At 36.8% G+C, this 18,714-nt stretch carries 22 protein-coding genes and 1 pseudogene; 18 read left to right on the top strand and 5 right to left on the bottom strand.

What is annotated here, in order from left to right; all coding sequences use genetic code 11:
* The 12 genes and pseudogenes from E7274_RS12070 to E7274_RS12015 all read left to right on the top strand — a co-directional run.
* Positions 1-168 (top strand): annotated as a pseudogene (locus E7274_RS12070) (elongation factor P); the annotation flags it as partial.
* Between the two features lie 2 nt (positions 169-170).
* Positions 171-371, top strand: a complete 201-nt coding sequence (locus E7274_RS12065; protein ID WP_033151764.1) for a hypothetical protein — start codon at positions 171-173, stop codon at positions 369-371.
* A gap of 74 nt (positions 372-445) precedes the next feature.
* Entirely contained in the window at positions 446-1,807 is a 1,362-nt protein-coding gene (locus E7274_RS12060) for an MATE family efflux transporter (RefSeq protein ID WP_304176237.1), read from the top strand.
* A 103-nt stretch (positions 1,808-1,910) separates the two neighbouring features.
* Positions 1,911-3,056, top strand: coding sequence for an FprA family A-type flavoprotein (locus E7274_RS12055; protein WP_304176235.1), 1,146 nt, complete (start codon positions 1,911-1,913; stop codon positions 3,054-3,056).
* Between the two features lie 119 nt (positions 3,057-3,175).
* Positions 3,176-4,129, top strand: a complete 954-nt coding sequence (locus E7274_RS12050) for an L-lactate dehydrogenase (protein ID WP_304176233.1) — start codon at positions 3,176-3,178, stop codon at positions 4,127-4,129.
* A gap of 83 nt (positions 4,130-4,212) precedes the next feature.
* Complete coding sequence (locus tag E7274_RS12045) at positions 4,213-4,776, top strand: GNAT family N-acetyltransferase (RefSeq protein WP_304176231.1); 564 nt, start codon at positions 4,213-4,215, stop codon at positions 4,774-4,776.
* Positions 4,777-4,789: 13 nt separating this feature from the next.
* Positions 4,790-5,083 (top strand): hypothetical protein, encoded by a 294-nt coding sequence (locus E7274_RS12040; RefSeq protein WP_304176229.1) that lies wholly within the window; start codon positions 4,790-4,792, stop codon positions 5,081-5,083.
* 99 nt (positions 5,084-5,182) lie between these two features.
* The gene (locus E7274_RS12035; RefSeq protein ID WP_044935562.1) at positions 5,183-5,662 is read left to right on the top strand and encodes a YbaK/EbsC family protein; all 480 of its coding nucleotides are present in this window, start codon (positions 5,183-5,185) and stop codon (positions 5,660-5,662) included.
* A gap of 15 nt (positions 5,663-5,677) precedes the next feature.
* Positions 5,678-6,202, top strand: coding sequence for a nitroreductase (locus tag E7274_RS12030; RefSeq protein WP_304176228.1), 525 nt, complete (start codon positions 5,678-5,680; stop codon positions 6,200-6,202).
* A 30-nt stretch (positions 6,203-6,232) separates the two neighbouring features.
* Positions 6,233-6,574 carry a phenylpyruvate tautomerase MIF-related protein gene (locus E7274_RS12025; RefSeq protein ID WP_033151758.1) on the top strand — a complete coding sequence of 114 codons (342 nt, stop codon included), beginning with the start codon at positions 6,233-6,235 and terminating at the stop codon, positions 6,572-6,574.
* Complete coding sequence (locus E7274_RS12020; protein ID WP_330598847.1) at positions 6,574-6,711, top strand: DUF4186 family protein; 138 nt, start codon at positions 6,574-6,576, stop codon at positions 6,709-6,711. Before E7274_RS12025 ends, E7274_RS12020 begins: the two co-directional genes overlap by 1 nt.
* Positions 6,712-6,724: 13 nt before the next feature.
* Positions 6,725-7,138: an EamA family transporter gene (locus tag E7274_RS12015; protein WP_304176226.1), complete on the top strand. Its 414-nt coding sequence runs from the start codon at positions 6,725-6,727 to the stop codon at positions 7,136-7,138.
* A 234-nt stretch (positions 7,139-7,372) separates the two neighbouring features.
* On the opposite strand, the gene E7274_RS12010 is transcribed toward E7274_RS12015, so the two are convergent.
* The 3 genes from E7274_RS12010 to E7274_RS11995 all read right to left on the bottom strand — a co-directional run bounded on the left by E7274_RS12010 (position 7,373) and on the right by E7274_RS11995 (position 10,640).
* A complete protein-coding gene (locus E7274_RS12010) occupies positions 7,373-8,896 on the bottom strand; it encodes a hypothetical protein (protein ID WP_304176224.1) in 1,524 nt (507 codons plus the stop codon).
* 233 nt (positions 8,897-9,129) lie between these two features.
* Positions 9,130-9,810 (bottom strand): dihydrofolate reductase family protein, encoded by a 681-nt coding sequence (locus E7274_RS12000; RefSeq protein ID WP_304176222.1) that lies wholly within the window; start codon positions 9,808-9,810, stop codon positions 9,130-9,132.
* A 50-nt stretch (positions 9,811-9,860) separates the two neighbouring features.
* The gene (locus E7274_RS11995) at positions 9,861-10,640 is read right to left on the bottom strand and encodes a DeoR/GlpR family DNA-binding transcription regulator (protein ID WP_304176220.1); all 780 of its coding nucleotides are present in this window, start codon (positions 10,638-10,640) and stop codon (positions 9,861-9,863) included.
* A 151-nt stretch (positions 10,641-10,791) separates the two neighbouring features.
* On the opposite strand from E7274_RS11995, the gene E7274_RS11990 reads away from it, so the two are divergent.
* The 4 genes from E7274_RS11990 to E7274_RS11975 all read left to right on the top strand — a co-directional run bounded on the left by E7274_RS11990 (position 10,792) and on the right by E7274_RS11975 (position 14,147).
* Complete coding sequence (locus tag E7274_RS11990) at positions 10,792-11,583, top strand: HAD-IIB family hydrolase (RefSeq protein ID WP_304176218.1); 792 nt, start codon at positions 10,792-10,794, stop codon at positions 11,581-11,583.
* Between the two features lie 316 nt (positions 11,584-11,899).
* On the top strand, positions 11,900-12,376 hold the full coding sequence (locus tag E7274_RS11985; protein ID WP_304176216.1) for a pyridoxamine 5'-phosphate oxidase family protein: 477 nt from the start codon (positions 11,900-11,902) through the stop codon (positions 12,374-12,376).
* A 56-nt stretch (positions 12,377-12,432) separates the two neighbouring features.
* Positions 12,433-13,056: a DUF4317 family protein gene (locus E7274_RS11980; RefSeq protein ID WP_304176214.1), complete on the top strand. Its 624-nt coding sequence runs from the start codon at positions 12,433-12,435 to the stop codon at positions 13,054-13,056.
* An 86-nt stretch (positions 13,057-13,142) separates the two neighbouring features.
* Positions 13,143-14,147, top strand: a complete 1,005-nt coding sequence (locus E7274_RS11975; protein ID WP_304176212.1) for a PAS domain-containing protein — start codon at positions 13,143-13,145, stop codon at positions 14,145-14,147.
* 2 nt (positions 14,148-14,149) lie between these two features.
* Here E7274_RS11975 and E7274_RS11970 read toward each other — a convergent pair whose 3' ends face one another.
* Positions 14,150-14,803: a Crp/Fnr family transcriptional regulator gene (locus E7274_RS11970; protein WP_033151745.1), complete on the bottom strand. Its 654-nt coding sequence runs from the start codon at positions 14,801-14,803 to the stop codon at positions 14,150-14,152.
* A 105-nt stretch (positions 14,804-14,908) separates the two neighbouring features.
* Here E7274_RS11970 and hcp point away from each other — a divergent pair, with 105 nt between their 5' ends.
* Entirely contained in the window at positions 14,909-16,540 is a 1,632-nt protein-coding gene (hcp, locus tag E7274_RS11965; protein WP_304176210.1) for a hydroxylamine reductase, read from the top strand.
* A gap of 86 nt (positions 16,541-16,626) precedes the next feature.
* Positions 16,627-16,788 (top strand): hypothetical protein, encoded by a 162-nt coding sequence (locus tag E7274_RS11960; RefSeq protein ID WP_304176208.1) that lies wholly within the window; start codon positions 16,627-16,629, stop codon positions 16,786-16,788.
* 51 nt (positions 16,789-16,839) lie between these two features.
* Here the strand turns inward: E7274_RS11960 and E7274_RS11955 are convergent, their stop codons facing one another.
* Complete coding sequence (locus tag E7274_RS11955) at positions 16,840-18,573, bottom strand: methyl-accepting chemotaxis protein (RefSeq protein ID WP_304176206.1); 1,734 nt, start codon at positions 18,571-18,573, stop codon at positions 16,840-16,842.
* Positions 18,574-18,714: the final 141 nt, after the last annotated feature.

Raw genomic sequence — 18,714 nt, 5'->3', positions numbered from 1 at the left:
CTTCAGATTACAGATACAGAGCCAGGTTTCAAGGGCGATACAGCTACAGGTGCTACAAAGCCTGCTACAGTTGAGACAGGTGCTGTTGTATACGTTCCACTTTTCGTTGAGAATGGTGAGACAATCAAGATTGATACTAGAACTGGAGAGTATTTATCAAGAGTTTAATTATGGATTATAGAGAATACCCGCTTTCGGAGCTTTTAAAAAATCGAAAAATATTTGCCGTATTTGACGAAGAATTTCAAAAGGGCACTTGGCTGGATGCCACAGCTCTACTTGGAAGCGAAAGCACAATCAACCAACTTTATCGTGACGGCACAGTACCTCGCGATACCCTAGACAGGATAGTTGAGCGTCTCTCTAAATAATGCAAATCAAGGGCCTTAGGATTACCTAGGGTCCTTTTTTACTAAAAGAAATGATGTAATTGGAGAAGGATGTAATGACAAAGGATAACGAGATTAGAATAGACAATAGGCATTTTTATAGTAGGTTGGCGACCATAGCTGGGCCGATAGCGTTTCAGAGTTTGATGCTGGCGCTGGTGGCTGCCTGTGATGCGTTGATGCTGGGAAGGGTGGCGCAGGAGCAGATGACGGCTGTGTCGTTAGCTACCCAGATTCAGTTCGTCCAGAATATGCTGATTATGGCAATTACAGGGGCAGGAGCAATACTTGGGGCTCAGTACTGGGGCAAAGGTGATAAGGAAACTATACAGAAGCTTTTTGACATGATGTTGAAATATGCTGGAGCAATTTGCATAGCCTTCTTTATCGGATGCGAGTTTTTTCCAGAGGCCTTGATGCATGTGTTCGCAAGCGACCAGACTTTGATAGAGCTTGGTGCAGATTATCTTCGCATTGCTGGATGGTCTTATCTGATAACTGGTGTATCCCAGAGTTATCTTGCTGTAATGAAGGTTACGGACCATGTAAATGAAAGTGCATGGATTAGTAGCTGTGCGGTTGTGATGAACGTAGTATTCAATCTGATATTTATCTTTGGTTTCCTTGGAGCTCCTAGAATGGAAGCGAAAGGTGCTGCTCTTGCAACAACCATTGCACGAGTAATCGAGCTTGTTATTTGTCTTGTGATTTCCGGTAGGGCAGGCTACATTAGGCCGGCACTAAGCAAGATGTTTAAAATCAGCAAGGAACTTACAAAGGATTTCTGGAGACAGTGTCTGCCACTAATGGGTGGTTCGCTTTTCTGGGGTGTAGGCTTCACTTCCTATACAGCAATAATGGGACATATGGGCGTTGATGCTGCGGCAGCAAATTCAATTGCAGCAGTTGTAAGAGATTTGATTTGCTGTGTTTGTAATGGTATTGGAAGTGCAGCAGGCATCATTGTTGGAAATGAGCTTGGTGCTGGTAATCTAGAAATGGGAAAAGCTTATGGTATCAAGCTTATGAAGATTTCTTACGTAATCGGCATTGCATCTATGCTTATAGTATTTGCGGTAACTCCGCTGACAGTTCATTTGGTACTTCTCACTGATGAAGCCAGAAAATACCTTACAGGTATGATGTGTATAATGGCTGTGTACATGATAGGGCGATGTGTAAACACTGTCACAATTAACGGAGTGTTAGATGGCGGCGGAGATACCATATTCGATATGTATAGCCTGGCAGTGTGTATGTGGGGAATAGCCATACCATTGGCTCTTCTAGGGGCTTTTGTGTTCCACTGGCCGGTATTGCTTGTATATTCATGTACATGCCTGGATGAGGTAGGTAAAATTCCTTGGGTAATGATTCGCTTTAGAAAGTACAAATGGGTGCAGAATTTGACCAAATAGTTTAGTAATTTCTATTTGAGAACTTTTTATCGATAAAGATGAAATCATAGATAGTTATATTGCTATTTGATAAGATAGAGATATGTAAAAGGAGGATTTGGTAATGACAATTTCAGAAGCTATTAAATATATAGGCTGCGATGATAAGACTATCGATTTGTTCGAAAGTCAGTATCCAGTTCCTAACGGAGTATCATACAATTCATATGTGATTTTAGATGAAAAGGTCGCTGTTATGGATACAGCAGATCCTAGAGTGACAGACCAGTGGTTGGCAAATCTTGATAAGGAGCTGGCTGGACGTACACCGGATTATCTTGTGGTTTCGCACATGGAGCCAGATCACTCTGGTTCAATCAAGATATTCCTGGAAAAATATCCTGATACCACAGTAGTTGGAAATGCCAAGACATTTACAATGATGGCGCAGTTTATGAATGCCAGCATATTTGAAAATAGAAAGCATGTGGTGGCTGAAGGGGATAAACTTTCACTTGGAAGCCATGAGCTTACATTTATCATGGCACCAATGGTTCACTGGCCAGAGGTAATGGTTGAGTACGAATCTACAGAGAAGGTTCTTTTCTCAGCAGATGGATTTGGAAAGTTTGGTGCACTTGATGTGGATGAGCCATGGATTGACGAGGCCCGTAGATATTATCTTAATATTGTGGGTAAGTACGGCACATCGGTGCAGGGATTGTTGAAAAAGGCAGCAAATCTTGATATCCAGACAATCTGCCCATTGCATGGACCAGTTTTGACAGAAAATTTAGGTTACTATATTAATCTTTATGAAACATGGAGCAGTTATAAGCCAGAGGAAGAGGGCGTGCTTGTTGCATGCGCTTCTATCCACGGTAACACTAAGAAAGCTGCCCTTGAGCTTGTTGATAAGCTAAAGGCAAATGGCACAAAGGTGCAGTTTATCGACCTTACAAGAGAAAGCTTGTCAGAGGCAGTTGCCAGAGCATTTTATTGGGATAAGATGGTGTGCTGCGCTTGCACTTATGATGGAGGATTATTCCCACCAATGCAGGATTTCTTACATCATCTTACAGCAAAGGCTTATCAGAATCGTAAGGTGGCATTTGTTGAAAATGGCACATGGGCGCCTCAGGCAGCTAAGTGCATGAAGGCAATTCTTGAGCCAATGAAAAATATGGAATTTGTGGAGCCAGTGGTTTCCATTAAATCAACACTACAGGATTCATCGGTGTTAGATGATTTGGTAGTAGCATTAAAGTAATAAAAATTTTTAAGTGAGCAAGTAGTACACAAGCTCTGATAATTCTCAAGTGAGGCGTGTTGCCGAACGGAGAATTCATCAGGCTTGTGGACGTGACTTGCGTAGTATAGGAGGTGCGTATGGCAGTAGAAGTAAACCAGAGAAAAGTAGCGATTATAGGAGCGGGATTTGTAGGCTCAGCTACAGCTTTTGCTCTTTCACAGAGTGGTTTGTTTTCAGAGATGGTTTTAATTGATGCAGACCATGAAAAGGCAGAAGGTGAGGCAATGGATATTTCCCATGGCGCACCATTTACAAAGCCTATTAAGATTTATGCAGGAGATTATGATGATGTGGCAGATGCAGCTATCTGTGTAGTCACAGCTGGTGCAGGACAAAAGCCAGGTGAGACAAGACTTGATCTTGTACACAAGAATGTTGGTATCTTTAAATCAATCATTCCAGAAATTTCTAAGAGAGATTTTGGCGGAATTTTGCTTATCGTAGCAAATCCTGTTGATGTTCTTACTCTTGCTGCTTTAAAGCTTTCTGGTCTTCCAGAAAATAGAGTAATCGGCTCAGGTACAGTTCTAGATTCTGCTCGTCTTAAGACTGAGCTTGGTGAGCACCTTGGCATTGATAGCCGTTCGGTGCATGCTTTCATTATTGGTGAGCATGGGGATAGCGAAATTGCTGCATTCTCAAGTGCTAATGTTTCTGGTATTCCTCTTAATGATTTCTGTGAAATGAGAGGTCATTTCAATCACGAAGCATCTGAAAAGGCCATTGCAGAGCGTGTAAAAAATGCTGCTTACGAGATTATAAAGAGGAAACATGCTACATATTATGGCGTAGCTGTTGCCGTAAGACGTATTTGTGAAGTAATCATTCGTGATGAGAAATCAATCCTTCCAGTATCATCTATGATGCATGGAGAATATGATATCGATGGCATATGTCTTTCAATGCCAGCTGTTGTTGGTGCTGATGGATTGGAGACAAAGGTTCCAATTTCTCTTGATGAAGATGAGATAAAGGCACTTCAGGAATCTGCCAAAACTCTTAAAGAGGTAGTAGATACTATTGAGTGGTAAAATAATGTGCTAACTATATAATTAATAAAGGCGAGGGTTTCCCTCGCCTTTGATATCAATGTCATATTATGGTGCAGGTGGAAATGAATTTACAGCAGTTAAATGAAAAACAAATTTCAAAGCTCTATGAAGAGCATATGGTTATAGACTTTCCTAAAGATGAGCTGAAACCATTAAAGATGATTCTTAAATCTGTTGAAGAAGGATTTTATGAGTGTCTTGGTCTTTTTGAGAAGAAAAAAATAGTAGGTTACACTTTTTTAGTAAGATTTGATAATAGCTATCTTATAGATTACATAGCTATTTTCCCAGAATTACGAAATAAAGGTATAGGAGCCAAACTTCTTAGCCTTATAGACGAATATCTTGAAAAAGCAGACAGAATCATAGGAGAAGTGGAAGACCCTACTTATACAAAAGATGAATCTCAAAAGCAGCTTCAGACTAGACGTTTGAATTTTTACCTTCGCAATAACTGTAGTGATACAGGATTAAGAGTAGAGTGCTTTGGAGTAAATTACATTGTCCTAGAGGCTGGAAATAAGCTTTGTCAAAATCAGGATGAGGCTTGGAATTTATATGAGAAATTCTATAATGGTTTTTTACCGACAGATAAATTTATAAAAAACATAAAGAGACTAAATTAAAGAAATATTAGATATGAGAAATAAATCACCACTTAGCATAGAACTTTATAATACATTAGTGCAGGATGGCTACGGGCACCAGTTTGCAACGTTGATAACAGATAATCTAAACACGGATTTTACAGCTGGTCGAATGCTAGGATATCTTGCTCACTATGACCATTTGCCAGAAGTAGAAATTGCGGATGAGATGCTTGCTATATTAAGTGATAGAAAGCAAATCATGGATAAAAAGGCTGAAGAAAGCTATAATGCAGCTTGGAATAATTATAGACAGGCTGGAATATTTGATAATATCGAGGAATAATTATTCTACAATGTAAATTGATAACTGCTTATAGAAAATAGCTATAGCATATATTTGTTTCAGGTAGTCTATAATTACAAGTATTAGGAGGTATATGCCATGATTAATGAAAAGGTTAAGGCCTTCCTCGATGAAAAATCACTTGGGGATAGACTGACAGTCCATACAGAAACAATTGATACAGTTGAGCACGCCGCCCAGCAAATTGGATGCACTGAGCCAGAGATTGCGAAAACGCTTTCTTTTGTGGTAGAAGATAAGCCAGTTATTGTAGTAATGGCTGGAGATGGAAAAGTAAACAGCTCCAAGTTTAAATCTTATTTTCACACAAAGCCTCATATGATTCCACGTGATCAAGTGAAAGAAATAACTGGATTTCAGCCAGGTGGTGTTTGTCCTTTTGCTGTACCTGAGGACATTCCGATTTGGCTTGATGTTTCAATGCAAAGATTTGAATACGTTCATCCTGCAGGTGGAAATGAGTTCACATCTGTAAAAATCACACCAGATGAGCTTGAGCTTGCTTCTGGCGCCGAAGGCTGGGTTGATATCTGCAAAGGGTGGAATGACAATGAATAAAGGGGGATTATTACAATGAATGAAACATTAAAGGTAATTGAAAGTCGACGCAGCTGTAGAAAATTTAAAGCGGACGCAATTGCAGAAGAGGATTTAGGTGCAATAATTAAAGCTGGAACATATGCGGCCACAGGTATGGGAAAACAAAGCCCAATTATTATTGCAGTTAAAGACAAAACACTTAGAGATGAACTCTCTAAAGAAAACGCTAAAATTGCTGGCGCGCCTGAGGGATTTGATCCATTCTATGGAGCACCTGTTATCTTAATTGTTTTAGCTGATAAAGATGTTGTTACTCATGTATACGATGGTTCTCTTGTAATGGGAAATCTTATGAATGCAGCTGAAAGTTTAGGCATTGGTAGTATCTGGATTCATAGAGCCAAAGAAGAATTTGAATCTGATTTTGGGAAGAACATTCTTAAGAAATTAGGCATTGAAGGTGATTATGAAGGAATCGGTCACTGTGCACTTGGCTATGCTGAAGAGCCAGCAAAACCAGCTGCTCCTAGAAAAGATAATTATGTATACTATATATAGATTAACAATATAAGATAGGAGATTATTGTCATGCCATTTATTGATTCAAAAATAACAGTACCAGTTACTTCCGAATTAAAGGAAGAAATCAAATCAGAATTAGGAAAGCTCATAACTACTTTAGGTAAAAGCGAAACCTATCTAATGGTAGGAATCGAAGATGCCTATGACTTATGGCTTGGTGGAAAGAAGCTTGATAAAGGAGCTTATGTTTCTGTAAGTCTATACGGAAATGCTCCTGCAGAATCATACGATAGGCTCACTGGCCAAATCTGTAATTTGTTTGAGGAAAAGCTTGGTATTCCAGGTAATGCCGTATATGTAACTTATCACCCTGTAAATGACTGGGGTTGGAATGGAAGTAACTTTTAATGAATAGAGAAGAATGGTTTGCTCAGCTGTTTACACGGCTGGGCAATTCTAAATTTAGAACAAGTTTTAAATTAAAGCAAAAAGATATAGAATATATACATGACAAAGAGTTAGAAGAAAATAAACACACAAAATAATGGGAGGACTATTATGTGGTTTGTATTTGCTTTACTATCAGCTATATTCGCTGCCTTAACTTCAATCTTAGCTAAGATTGGTATCGAAGGCGTAAACTCAAATCTTGCTACAGCTATACGTACTGTAGTTGTAGTAGGTATGGCCTGGATAATGGTGTTTATCACAAATACTCAAAGTGGCGTATTTGCTATAAGCAAAAAGAGCTGGATATTTCTCATACTGTCAGGCTTAGCCACAGGCGCATCATGGTTATGTTACTACAAAGCTTTGCAGCTTGGAGATGCTTCTAAAGTTGTTCCGATTGATAAGCTAAGTGTTGTTATCACTCTAGTTTTAGCTTTTGTATTTTTACGTGAAGACTTTACTATAAAATCACTTGCAGGATGCGCACTAATTGGTGCTGGAACCTTATTGTTGGTACTTTAAGCATGAAGATAAATTCTTGTTTTCGGACTTAATCTCTGAAAATAATGATTATAACAAATCCCTACGACTTAAAGCAAATGGCAACTAAATGCTCGAATGTATATATCTCTTAATGCTATTTATATTTCGCAATTATTAATTATTTTTAAATTTGCGAAATAAGAAAGAGCAGTTATCTTGTCATAACTGCTCTTGGTATAATTAATAATCAATTTAAATAGCTCAAGAGAACCCCTAATTTGTTTTTCTTTCCCAGAACTTTATTATACATGCAACAGTTGGGTCAACACAAAAAACTACTATTAAAATCTCGATAATAAATGTGCATATTAGCAGCAGTATAGTAAAATTAGAAACTGACATACTTTCTGTATTAAAATTTCTATAAAATAGCGCTCCTGCGCTTGAACTAGCAAATATTAGCCCAGTATTTACTGTCCCATTCATGTAATAACCATATCGTCCTTTTTTTATTTTATTCATAACCCAAAGTATTTTAATTAATCTAATCCCCACTATAAATGCAGTCATTTCAATACAAATATCAATTCTATGATATAGAAATAATAATTGCATATTTATTGCTATAATGCCGTATATTATAAATTCTTCCTCAAAAAGAGTTCTCACTTTGATTTGCTGGTACAATTCGTCGTTTTCTTTAGATATAATTCCCATAGAAACAAAGCACAATATAACAGCTCCAATAAATCCGACTAACATAGACATAGTTAAGGATTGATACATAAAATACGGGAAGATGCCAAAAAGTAAAAATATTAGTGGGTATACAAGTACCTCTTTACCTAAAGGAGCAAGTCTACCAATAACATCAAATATGTCAGTGACTTTTTTTGTTCGTCCTTTGACCTCTTTTATATCCTTGGTGTGCCCAAACTGAATATTATTAAGGTGTATTAAAAACATCAAATCCTCTGCATTAAGCATGTTTGTTTTAATTGAAGTTTTTATACGGAATTTACCGAAATCCTTAAAGTATAAGGATACAGTATGTATTGTAAACCCTCTCACTGAATGTTTGTCTTCAATATAATATGCAACCTCATCCCATTTATGCCTGAAGCGTGGAAATATCAACCCTTGCCAAATATATTCTTCATTAATAAACGTGAAACTAGCATTAACCCATAAAATGCAAGCTAATACAAAAGCTAATATCATGATTAAGTAAAAAACATAAGACGCACTTATAGATTCATGTTGAAGGGCAGTGTGACCTTCAATAATAATTTTTAATGATGCACCTACAAAAAGATATAGAAAAAGCGCCCTAAAAAGAATACCCATCCAATTTGGTCTTACCAGAATAAAACCTCTCTTTCGAGCTTTAGCCATTAGTACATCTTGAGAAAAATAAAAATGATTATTAGAACACTTTTCTAGAAAGACACGTTTGCTAGAAGGAATAAGCACTCTTTTATCTCGCTCATATTCAATGAGGGTTCCGAAGAAATCCATGTTGTAGATACCGCAAATAGAATCTTTCGTAAAACAAGTAGTTTTTCCAAGTTCTTTTATCCGTATATTATTGCCTTTTACTTCACAGCTAAAGAAAAACCACCTTATAAACTGAGATAGAAAAAATATTGAGATTATCCCCAAAAGGACTTGATTTGTATAGCCAACATATATATTTCGTATAATACATATAGTTGTAAAGACAAATATCAAAAAATAAAGAATTCCTCGTTTCTTACCGCTAAAAAGTATGTCGTAATTATCTGATTCAATTCTCATTTTTAAAACCAACTTTCATAATCTAAATTATATTATCTAAGCACTATACCTTAAATATTAAAGTACTACTCAAACTCCAATTCGTTTACATTTTACAGTTCTTTTGTATAGTAATGTCTTTTGCCTGTATATGGATATTCAGCAAGTGTAAAAACTTCATCATACCCATGCTTTATATAAAACCCTGGTGCTTGAAATGAAAATGTATCAACTAGCCGTTTATTTTAAATTTATCAACTTAATACTTTATATCTTAATCTAATGTATGAATCTTCTAAGACAGAGCACTCATCTAATTTAAGTACCCCTAAAGATGACAACTCCTTAGTTGTAGCTAATGATTCTCCATCTATCAATGTCGATGTCTCCCGCCCACCGACCAAAACAGGAGCGACTACAATATCCACATAATCTATTAATTTTTCTCTAAGAAACAAACCATTAACTGTGCCACCAGATTGAATTGTTAACCTATCACAATTGCATTCCGTTGCTAATCGTTCTAATGCATCTTTTATTGATGGTTTTTCTTGGTAGATAATATGTAAATTTCTTTCTTTAACCTTAAATGCTGGATGTTCTGAATTTGATGTGATAATTACAGCATTCTTGGATAAAGCACAAAAGTATTTAACACCATGTTCAGTTAAATGATGATTATCAAGAATTACAAAAGATACCGGAGTTTTTGAAGGCATTTCGTTTGTATTTACTCCCATTTTTTCCTGGACGCGACCAGTATTAAAAGACCACAAATCTGTTGTTTGCTCAATCTCATAATATTGATGCAAACCTTCTTTTAGTCCAGCAATATTAGGAAAATCCTTATCATAATCCATTTCATCAGTTGAGCCTGTACTAATTTTTCCATCAACCGACATTAGCATAAACAATGTTGTAATTGGTCTCTCCATATTTCCCCCTTTGTATTTAAGTATTCACTACACAGGATACAATATTATCCTCAACAATGTGTTATGTTTAGATTTACCTTTTCTTTTAAAATATTATATTGATCCTCATCGGAGATATCAGAGTCTGTGATAATAGTATTAAAGTCTTTGATATCTCCGAACTTTTTCATGGTATGTTGCCCGAATTTTGAGTGGTCAACCAGAAGAATATTTTGCTCCGAATTTCTCATTACTGCTTGTTTTATTGAACAATCCATTTCTGTGCTGGTAACACCATAGACAGTATCTATAAAGCCTGTTCCTAGAAAGGCAGCGTTAAAATGAAAATTTGAAAGATATGTCACAGTATCCATATCCATAGGGCCGTCGTTTGAGTCCTGATATTTGCCAGGAGCTATGTATAATGTGACATATGGATTGTGAGAACACTCATGCATTACAGCCAATGAGCTTGTTACAACGGTGTGAAGCAAAGGTGGGAGATATCTAGTCATAAGCAATACTGTGGTACTTGGATCTAGATAAATTACATCATTTTCTTTGATAAATTCTACAGCGCGGCGGGCAATTGCGGCTTTAGCCTCGAAAAAGCTTTCTTTTCGCATGTCAAAAGTGTGTATAACTGAACTTGGATGCCTGATAGTAGCACCACCATAATGAGTAACAAGTATTCCCTGTTCTTCCATTATGTGTAAGTCTCTTCTGATTGTCATATCAGACACACCATATTTTTGTGATAAATCCTTTACATATACGGTAGTCTGTTCTTTTAATAATTCGTATATAGATTCACGACGGCTTATTCCATTATTTTCATTTACCTGTTTCATAGAAAGCTCCTTCAGAGGATATAATGTTCTATTAAACATAATTATATCACAGAAATTGGGGAAATAAACAACATCGAACGTTAAACCATGTTAATACATGTGCTATTATCATTTTGCAATCGGAAATATAAAATATTGTTAGGAGATAGCAATGTGTAAGAAAAAGTATTTGTTTTTTGATATTGATGGCACACTAGCCGCAGGAGGATATGAAAATTTCTATATTCCTGACTCAACTGTTGTAGCGTTGCAAAAGCTTAAAAAGGCTGGTCATTTTCTATGCATTGCGACAGGCAGAGCTCAGGCTCTTGCAGTTGATATAATGAATGAGTTAGGCTTTGAAAATATGGTGAGTGATGGTGGTTATGGTATTACCATTAATAAAGCTCTATTAGGAATCAAGCCACTTCCAAAAGAAAACGTGGTTGCTTTAATAAGAGAATGTCAGGAAAAAGGATATCCATGGGGGATTCAGCCAGAAAATTCAGCTGTAAGATATGTGCCAGATGAGCGATTTAATGAAATCGCAAAGGATACATATATGGACCAAAAGATAGTTAAGGGATTGAATCCTGAAGATTATGAAAATATATATAAAGCGTATGTAGCCTGCAGAGCAGAAGAGGAGAAAAATCTCAAATCACTTGAGAATCTTCCTTGTTGTAGATTTCATGAACGTTATTTGTTTATTGAGCCAAGCTACAAATCGGTAGGTATAAAAAAGATAATGGATTATTTTAAAGCTGATTATAATGATGCTGTTGTTTTTGGTGATTCTGGCAATGATATTTCAATGTTTACAGATGATTGGACAAAGGTTGCCATGGGAAATGCTATTCCTGAACTGAAGAAGCTTGCAGACTATGTGACTTCCGACGTTGATAAAGATGGAATTTATAATGCCTGCGAGAAGTTGGGATTATTTGATACTGTTGCTTGTTAATCCCTTTCAGCGTGATCTCGGTAAAGAGCGTTATGGAAGGTATTAATATAAGAAAAATATTTAAACTTGGGCTGCTTCAATTTAAGGGGCAGCCCGAACTTTTTTGTCTTAGTTTCTACCGACATAATTATTGACGAATCAAGTTATATTGAGTTATCATCTCATCAATGAAATAATACAGACGCCTATTGCTACCGAGTAATGGGATTCACGTCATTCCTTTGCCGTTAGGTCTTAGCAGGTGAGGGGGTGGCGATTTTTATTATTATTGGAATAGCTGGATTAAAAATATTATCAAAATAGAGAGGTGTTAATTATGTTTAGAGAAATGAGAAGATTTAAGCAACAGGTATCAGATGAGGAGTGTATCGAGATATTAAAGACAACCAAACGTGGTGTACTTTCTGTAATTGGAGATGATGGTTATCCATATGGCATACCTATTAATCATTATTATTGTGAAGATGATGGAAAAATATACTTCCACGGGGCAAAAGCAGGACACAAAATTGATGCAATAAAATCATGTGATAAAGCAAGTTTCTGTGTATATAACGATGGTTATCGCAAAGAAGGGGATTGGGCCCTTAACATTACAAGCGTAATTACATTTGGAAGAATCCATTTGGTGGAGGATGAAGCTACAGCTCTAAAAATTTGCTCTGAACTCACCAAAAAGTTTACTGATGACGACGAATATCTAAAGCAGGAAATTCAAAAATCATTTCGTAATGTACAATGTCTTGAGCTTATACCAGAGCACATAACTGGTAAACTAGTGAATGAATCTTAAAAAAGACTAAATGACCATTTTTTGGCCTAGTGAAAAAAGGATAATCAAAAATAATAATGGGACAGATTAATAGAGATGATATGCTGGAGCTTACTAGAAGAATGACTTCAGCAAGAAGTAACCTTGTGAGAATAGCAGGGGCATATATAGATGAAGAAGGTTATATTGACGGTACCTTCAATACAAGCTTTTTAAGCTTGAAAGGCGAAGAAAAAAGAAGATGTCTTGAGATAGCGAAAGCCATTCCTTTTGCAAAGCCAAATGAGGAGCTCATTTCATATAAGATTCCAGGTCTTGGACCAGGTTCCATCTGGCAGATGATATATGCATTAAAAGACTGTGGCTTGCAAAACGATGCATTGATGCTAAATCTTTATGAGCTTATAGCAGAGAAATATCCTAAGGGAAGACCTTATGCTATCTATATGTATTACGGAGCATATGATGTTCCTATCAAAGGATCTGATAAAGCCTACCAGGATGAATCAGAGGAAGTTTATCAGTATCTGATACTTGCTATTTCGCCAGTTGATGAAGAACAGGTTCCACATAGCCCAGAAACTGGATTTCTTTATCCTGCATTTACAAATAGAAGCACAGATGTAGCTCATGTGAACTTCTATAGCAAAGACTATGAAGAGGCTCAGGAATTAATGGAGTTTTTGAATATTAAAGCATGAAAACTGTTGCAATTGCAACAACTCCAGTTTTGACAAATTGCTATATTGTACGTGTAAATAGAAATTGTTTGAATTGGAGGTTAGCCATGGAAGAAAAGAATATTGAAGCATCAGCTGCAAGAGTTACATCCAATATCACTATAGAAAAAAGAGAAGCTGCAAAAAAACAGGCTGAAATAGTGGGACATCCACTTCATCTTTTTACTAAGGAAAATGAAGCTCTCACGGAAGTGATTAATAAAACCAAGAGTTTGATTAAAGATATCAAGATTGATCCATCTGATGATAACAATAGAAAAATAATTGAAATTATAGATAGCCTCAGAAAAGTAGCTATTCACTATGCTAAGAAGGGTGATTTACTTTATCCTCATATGAAGGCCAAATATGACATTTCAGGTCCTTCAGATGTCATGTGGTCTGTTGATGATGAGATAAGAGATGAGCTGAAATTTATAGCTGACTCTGATTTTAGAAATGCTGAATATTTGGGAAGATTAGAACATGCCATTACCCGCATGGAGGAAATGATTTATAAGGAGCAGAATATTCTCTTCCCTATTTGCACCAAGTTTTTCACTGATGAAGAATGGTATAAGATTTATCAGGATTCAAAGGATTATGCTCCTTGCTTGGTTGATTTTGTAAAATGGCCTGAGGCAGAGACAACACTGTCCAAAGAAGACGCTACTAGCAATACTACAGAAGATATGATTAATCTTCCAGGTGGACATTTCACACCTGCTCAACTTAGAGCAATGCTCAATACTCTTCCCGTAGAAATATCATTTATAGATGAAAATGATATTAACTGTTTCTTTAACGAAGGACCAAAGCTATTTAAACGTGCCGGCATGGCCATAGGACGTGATGTGTATAGTTGTCATCCACCAAAGATTGAGATGATGGTTCGCTCTATAATTGGGGACTTCAAATCTGGCGCCAGGGATAAAGTGTCAGTTTGGATGGAAAAAGAAGGCATCCCAGTGCTTGTAGAGTACATTGCAGTTCGAGATGACAATGGACAATATATCGGCACAATGGAATGCGTTCAAAAAATGGATGAAGCAAAAAAGCATTTTGAAAAATAGAATTATTTGATGACAAAGGTATTTCTATCGAAATCGATAATTCCTTCGTCACGCATTTTACCAAGCTCTCTTGTCATAGCGCTGCGGTTGATGGATAGGTAATCAGCCAGCTGTGTTCGTGACAGGGGAGCTTTTATATATTTTGACTTTTGCTGTTGAGCGAGGGTGGAAATATATGCCATAAGCTTTCCACGAATAGATTCTTTTGACATGATTTCCAGCTTATTCATATAGGAGATGCTTTTTTGTCCTAGCAGATGAAACATGTTTTCTGCAATTCTGGCATGAAAGCTACAAGCGTTCTCACAGGTATGGATAATTTTTGAGGCAGCAAGAAATAATACTCTTGTTTTTTCTACTGCAACAAAAGTAACAGAAGATTCCTGCTCAACACTGACAGCAAAGTTTTCTCCAAAAAGTTCACCAGGTCCAACATATGATAGAAGTGAAGAGTTTCCCCATATATCTTCTTTCAAAAGATGTACATTTCCAAAAAGAACAATTCCAATATAAGGGACTTTGTCCTTTTCCATAATGATGGTTTCCCCTTTTTCAAAATCCTTTTTAAAGGAGTTAATGCATATCAGTAGTTTATTTAAATTGTCCGGGTGAATTCCCTCGAATAGGGGAATATCATTGTAATCTATTTCTTTCATGAGCTTATTATAAAATCAAACTGTTGCAATTGCAACAAACTGACTCCCGTTCTAGCTGTATATTATGAGCATCAAAGAAATCCGGTTAGAAAATGGAGGTAAACAATGGAAAATAAAATGTTTTGTTATCAGTGTCAGGAAACAGCAGGCTGCACTGGCTGCACAATGTCAGGTGTTTGTGGAAAGAAGCCTGAGGTTGCCAATCTTCAGGATTTATTGGTATATGTTACCAAAGGTATTTCATTTGTAACAACAAAGCTTAGAGCTGAGGGGAAAGAAGTATCGGAAGATATTAATCATATGATTTCGGTAAATCTTTTTACAACAATTACAAATGCAAATTTTGATTATGATTCGATAGCACAGAAGATAGAAGAAACTATTAACGCTAAAGAACAGTTAGTAGATAAGCTTACAGACAAGAGTAATCTTCCTGATGCCGCTATCTGGAATGGAGCTAAGGCACAGTATGATGAGAAAGCTAAGACAGTAGGTGTTCTTTCAACAGAAAATGAAGACATTCGATCATTGAGAGAATTAATAACATACGGTCTTAAGGGACTTGCTGCTTATTCGAAGCATGCAAACGCCCTTTTAAAGGATAACAAGGATGTTGATGCATTTCTTCAAAAAGCACTAGCAGCAACATTAGATGATAGTCTTTCTGTAGATGATTTGGTTGCATTAACTCTTGAAACAGGAAAATATGGAGTGGAAGGTATGGCACTTCTTGATGAAGCCAATACATCAGCCTATGGAAATCCTGAAATCACAAAAGTAGATATAGGCGTTAGAAATAACCCTGGTATTCTTATTTCTGGTCATGACCTGAAGGACTTGGAAATGCTTTTAGAGCAGACTAAGGGCACAGGAGTAGATGTATACACTCATTCAGAAATGTTACCAGCTCATTACTATCCATTCTTTAAGAAATATGATAATTTTGCTGGAAACTATGGTAATGCATGGTGGAAGCAGAAGGAAGAATTTGCAAGCTTCAATGGCCCAATTCTAATGACAACGAACTGTATCGTGCCACCTGCAGAATCTTACAAAGATAGAATGTTTACAACAGGTGCCAGCGGCTATCCGGGTTGTAAGCATATTGATGGAAAGTATGGTGAAACAAAGGATTTCTCAGAAATCATTGAAATGGCAAAGAAATGTGATGCACCTACGGAAATTGAACGTGGTGAAATTATCGGCGGATTTGCTCATGAGCAGGTATTTGCACTTGCAGATAGTGTAGTAGAAGCAGTAAAAACAGGAGCAATCAAAAAGTTTGTAGTAATGGCTGGTTGTGATGGAAGAGCAAAATCTCGTGAGTATTACACAGAATTTGCTAAGGCACTTCCAAAAGATACAGTTATTCTTACAGCAGGATGTGCAAAGTACAAATACAATAAGTTAAACCTTGGTGATATCAATGGAATTCCAAGAGTTTTAGATGCAGGACAGTGTAACGACTCATACTCGTTGGCGCTTATCGCATTAAAGCTCAAGGAAGTGTTTGAACTTGATGATGTTAATGAACTTCCAATTGTTTACAACATTTCATGGTATGAGCAGAAAGCTGTAATAGTTCTTCTTGCACTACTTTACCTTGGAGTAAAGAACATCCATCTTGGCCCAACACTTCCAGCATTTCTTTCACCAAATGTTGCCAATGTGCTTGTACAGAATTTTGGTATAGCAGGAATTACAAATGTAGAAGATGATATCAAGGCATTGATATAACTATATATCTAAAAATATTATATAAATTTATATTTTTGAGTATAATAATACTGTAAGGTGTAGGCAGATATCGAAAGGAGAGGAAAATGAGTATGATAAATGAACAAATGAAATCAGACAAGGACAACGGCCAGTTTGTTTCAACAGCTGAAGTCGCTGAGAAAATGGCTAAGGATTGGGAAAAGGGTGAACAACTGGAAGTAGATTTACTGAAGGAGATTCACAACCCTGTAAAGGATATTAAATAATAGAAAAATAGGGCTGCGCTCAGCAGCCCTATTTTTCAATCAAGAAATCCTCTAGCTAATCTCTTTAAATTTCTCAACCTCTACATTTAAGGTTCTTATAGTTTCACTATTATTTTCAGATTCACTTTGAATATCCTCAACTGATTGATGGAGTGTGTTCATTTCTTCTGTTGATTTGATAAGTGCGGCAACGCTGTTTTCAGATGCTACACTGATTTCGCTGATGCCAGCAGAAAGTGATTCGGTGAGTTCTTCCATGGTCTTTGCATGGTCAGAGAACTTCATTAAAAGTTTGTTAATCTCCGTAATTCCGTTTTGGTTTTCAACAGCATTTTCAACAAACTTGTCATAGTCAACAAGGATGCTTGAAGTAAGGTATTCCAGTAATTCATTGGCGTTGGCCACAAGCTCATGGACGGAATCAAGAACGATAATATTGGTTTCCTGAATACGGTTTGCGATTGATTTTGTGTTTTCAGACAAGCTTTGAATTTCTGTAGCAACTACAGCAAATCCTCTGCCTGCATCTCCGGCTCGGGCTGCTTCAATTGAAGCGTTAAGGGCTAACAAATTAGTCTGGTCTGAAATGGAAAGAATGTTGTCAGTAAGTTCTCTTATGTTTTCCACAGAACTACTTTTCTCAATTGATTCTTCCATGCGAGAACGAATATCTTCAATCATGTTCATGGTTTGTGCCTTGCTTGTTTCAGAATTGTTTTTAGCAATTTCAGCATGTGCAAGCAATTCCTGAACCTGAGCAGTGTTCTCTACAGAACCATCTTTTATCTCTTTTGCAGCAGTAAGAATATTCATTGAAGATTCGTCGATGGTTTGAAGAGTAGCATTTATTTCTTCCATGTTTGCAGAAAGCTCACTAAGGCTTTCAAAGATGGAAGCGGAAGTGGTTTCACAATCATTTATATTGTTATTCATGTTGAATGTTGCAGACTGTATGTTGCTTGAACCATTTTGAATAGATTTTATCACCTGCTGTAATTCATCTAAAAATGTATTTATTCCAATGGCGATTCGTCCAACTTCATCTTCGTACAAATAATCCAATCGCATTGTTAAATCGCCCTGACCAGACTGAAGCTCATCGATCATTTGATTCATCTTCGCCTGCATATTTTCGAGAGGTTTAAGTACTGTTCTAAGGGTAATGAAAATTGCAATTCCCATAGAGATAATGAAGATAACACCCATTACGATAGTGATTGCGGTAGCGCGATTAACACGTACTTTCACAAGGCTTGTTTCGTGCTCAACCAAAGAATCAAGGGTGTTTAAATATTCGGTTTCAGGGGTTTGCATATCGGCAACAATAGTTGATAAGGTCTGATATTCTGATTTAAGTATGGCAGGATTACCGGCATTTATTGCGGCAGCAACCTTATACGCCTGAGTTGCATAAGATTGGATTGAATCATAATAATCAGCGTAAGAATCGCACAGTGAATCATTCATTTCTGCATCAGAAAATGCATCCACATCGGCTTTAATTGACTCAGAAGTTTCCAGCAATCCATCAACTAAAGCACTGTAATCACTTACTACAGCCCAATCTTGTCCGTTCATTTTTGTTAGGGCTCCGATTTCAAGCATAGCCATGTTTTGTTTCAAATCGTTTTGAAGAGATTTTAATTCCACCGTATAATCAGCCAGCAGAGTTGTAGATAGCTGTACCTGATCGTTAGTTACACCACTCATTCCAGCATTTACCGAAAACAGAATCAGCAGCACAACTAGGGTTGTTAAAATTCGTAGTTTAATAGACTTTTTCATATACAAAATCCTCCATTATTCCCATTTTGCTAGAAGCAATATACCATCATTTTCAACGAATGCTATTTATATAGGATAACTGGTCGTTTTGGAAGTATAACTGACAGCCCGAAGAAAATATGTCGTATTTGCCCTAAAATA

It is taken from the genome of Pseudobutyrivibrio ruminis (assembly GCF_015057245.1).
GTDB classification, from domain to species: domain Bacteria; phylum Bacillota; class Clostridia; order Lachnospirales; family Lachnospiraceae; genus Pseudobutyrivibrio; species Pseudobutyrivibrio ruminis_E.
This window is presented reverse-complemented; position numbering and strand designations above follow the sequence as displayed.

Coding starts and splice junctions, on each gene's coding strand:
- E7274_RS12045 (WP_304176231.1), top strand. CDS start 4,213: ATGAATTTACAGCAGTTAAATGAAAAACAAATTTCAAAGCTCTATGAA.
- E7274_RS12040 (WP_304176229.1), top strand. CDS start 4,790: ATGAGAAATAAATCACCACTTAGCATAGAACTTTATAATACATTAGTG.
- E7274_RS12055 (WP_304176235.1), top strand. CDS start 1,911: ATGACAATTTCAGAAGCTATTAAATATATAGGCTGCGATGATAAGACT.
- E7274_RS11995 (WP_304176220.1), bottom strand. CDS start 10,640: ATGAAACAGGTAAATGAAAATAATGGAATAAGCCGTCGTGAATCTATA.
- E7274_RS12020 (WP_330598847.1), top strand. CDS start 6,574: ATGAATAGAGAAGAATGGTTTGCTCAGCTGTTTACACGGCTGGGCAAT.
- E7274_RS11975 (WP_304176212.1), top strand. CDS start 13,143: ATGGAAGAAAAGAATATTGAAGCATCAGCTGCAAGAGTTACATCCAAT.
- E7274_RS12025 (WP_033151758.1), top strand. CDS start 6,233: ATGCCATTTATTGATTCAAAAATAACAGTACCAGTTACTTCCGAATTA.
- E7274_RS11990 (WP_304176218.1), top strand. CDS start 10,792: ATGTGTAAGAAAAAGTATTTGTTTTTTGATATTGATGGCACACTAGCC.
- E7274_RS12035 (WP_044935562.1), top strand. CDS start 5,183: ATGATTAATGAAAAGGTTAAGGCCTTCCTCGATGAAAAATCACTTGGG.
- hcp (WP_304176210.1), top strand. CDS start 14,909: ATGGAAAATAAAATGTTTTGTTATCAGTGTCAGGAAACAGCAGGCTGC.
- E7274_RS11980 (WP_304176214.1), top strand. CDS start 12,433: ATGGGACAGATTAATAGAGATGATATGCTGGAGCTTACTAGAAGAATG.
- E7274_RS11955 (WP_304176206.1), bottom strand. CDS start 18,573: ATGAAAAAGTCTATTAAACTACGAATTTTAACAACCCTAGTTGTGCTG.
- E7274_RS12030 (WP_304176228.1), top strand. CDS start 5,678: ATGAATGAAACATTAAAGGTAATTGAAAGTCGACGCAGCTGTAGAAAA.
- E7274_RS12010 (WP_304176224.1), bottom strand. CDS start 8,896: ATGAGAATTGAATCAGATAATTACGACATACTTTTTAGCGGTAAGAAA.
- E7274_RS12000 (WP_304176222.1), bottom strand. CDS start 9,810: ATGGAGAGACCAATTACAACATTGTTTATGCTAATGTCGGTTGATGGA.
- E7274_RS12050 (WP_304176233.1), top strand. CDS start 3,176: ATGGCAGTAGAAGTAAACCAGAGAAAAGTAGCGATTATAGGAGCGGGA.
- E7274_RS11970 (WP_033151745.1), bottom strand. CDS start 14,803: ATGAAAGAAATAGATTACAATGATATTCCCCTATTCGAGGGAATTCAC.
- E7274_RS12015 (WP_304176226.1), top strand. CDS start 6,725: ATGTGGTTTGTATTTGCTTTACTATCAGCTATATTCGCTGCCTTAACT.
- E7274_RS12065 (WP_033151764.1), top strand. CDS start 171: ATGGATTATAGAGAATACCCGCTTTCGGAGCTTTTAAAAAATCGAAAA.
- E7274_RS11960 (WP_304176208.1), top strand. CDS start 16,627: ATGAGTATGATAAATGAACAAATGAAATCAGACAAGGACAACGGCCAG.
- E7274_RS12060 (WP_304176237.1), top strand. CDS start 446: ATGACAAAGGATAACGAGATTAGAATAGACAATAGGCATTTTTATAGT.
- E7274_RS11985 (WP_304176216.1), top strand. CDS start 11,900: ATGTTTAGAGAAATGAGAAGATTTAAGCAACAGGTATCAGATGAGGAG.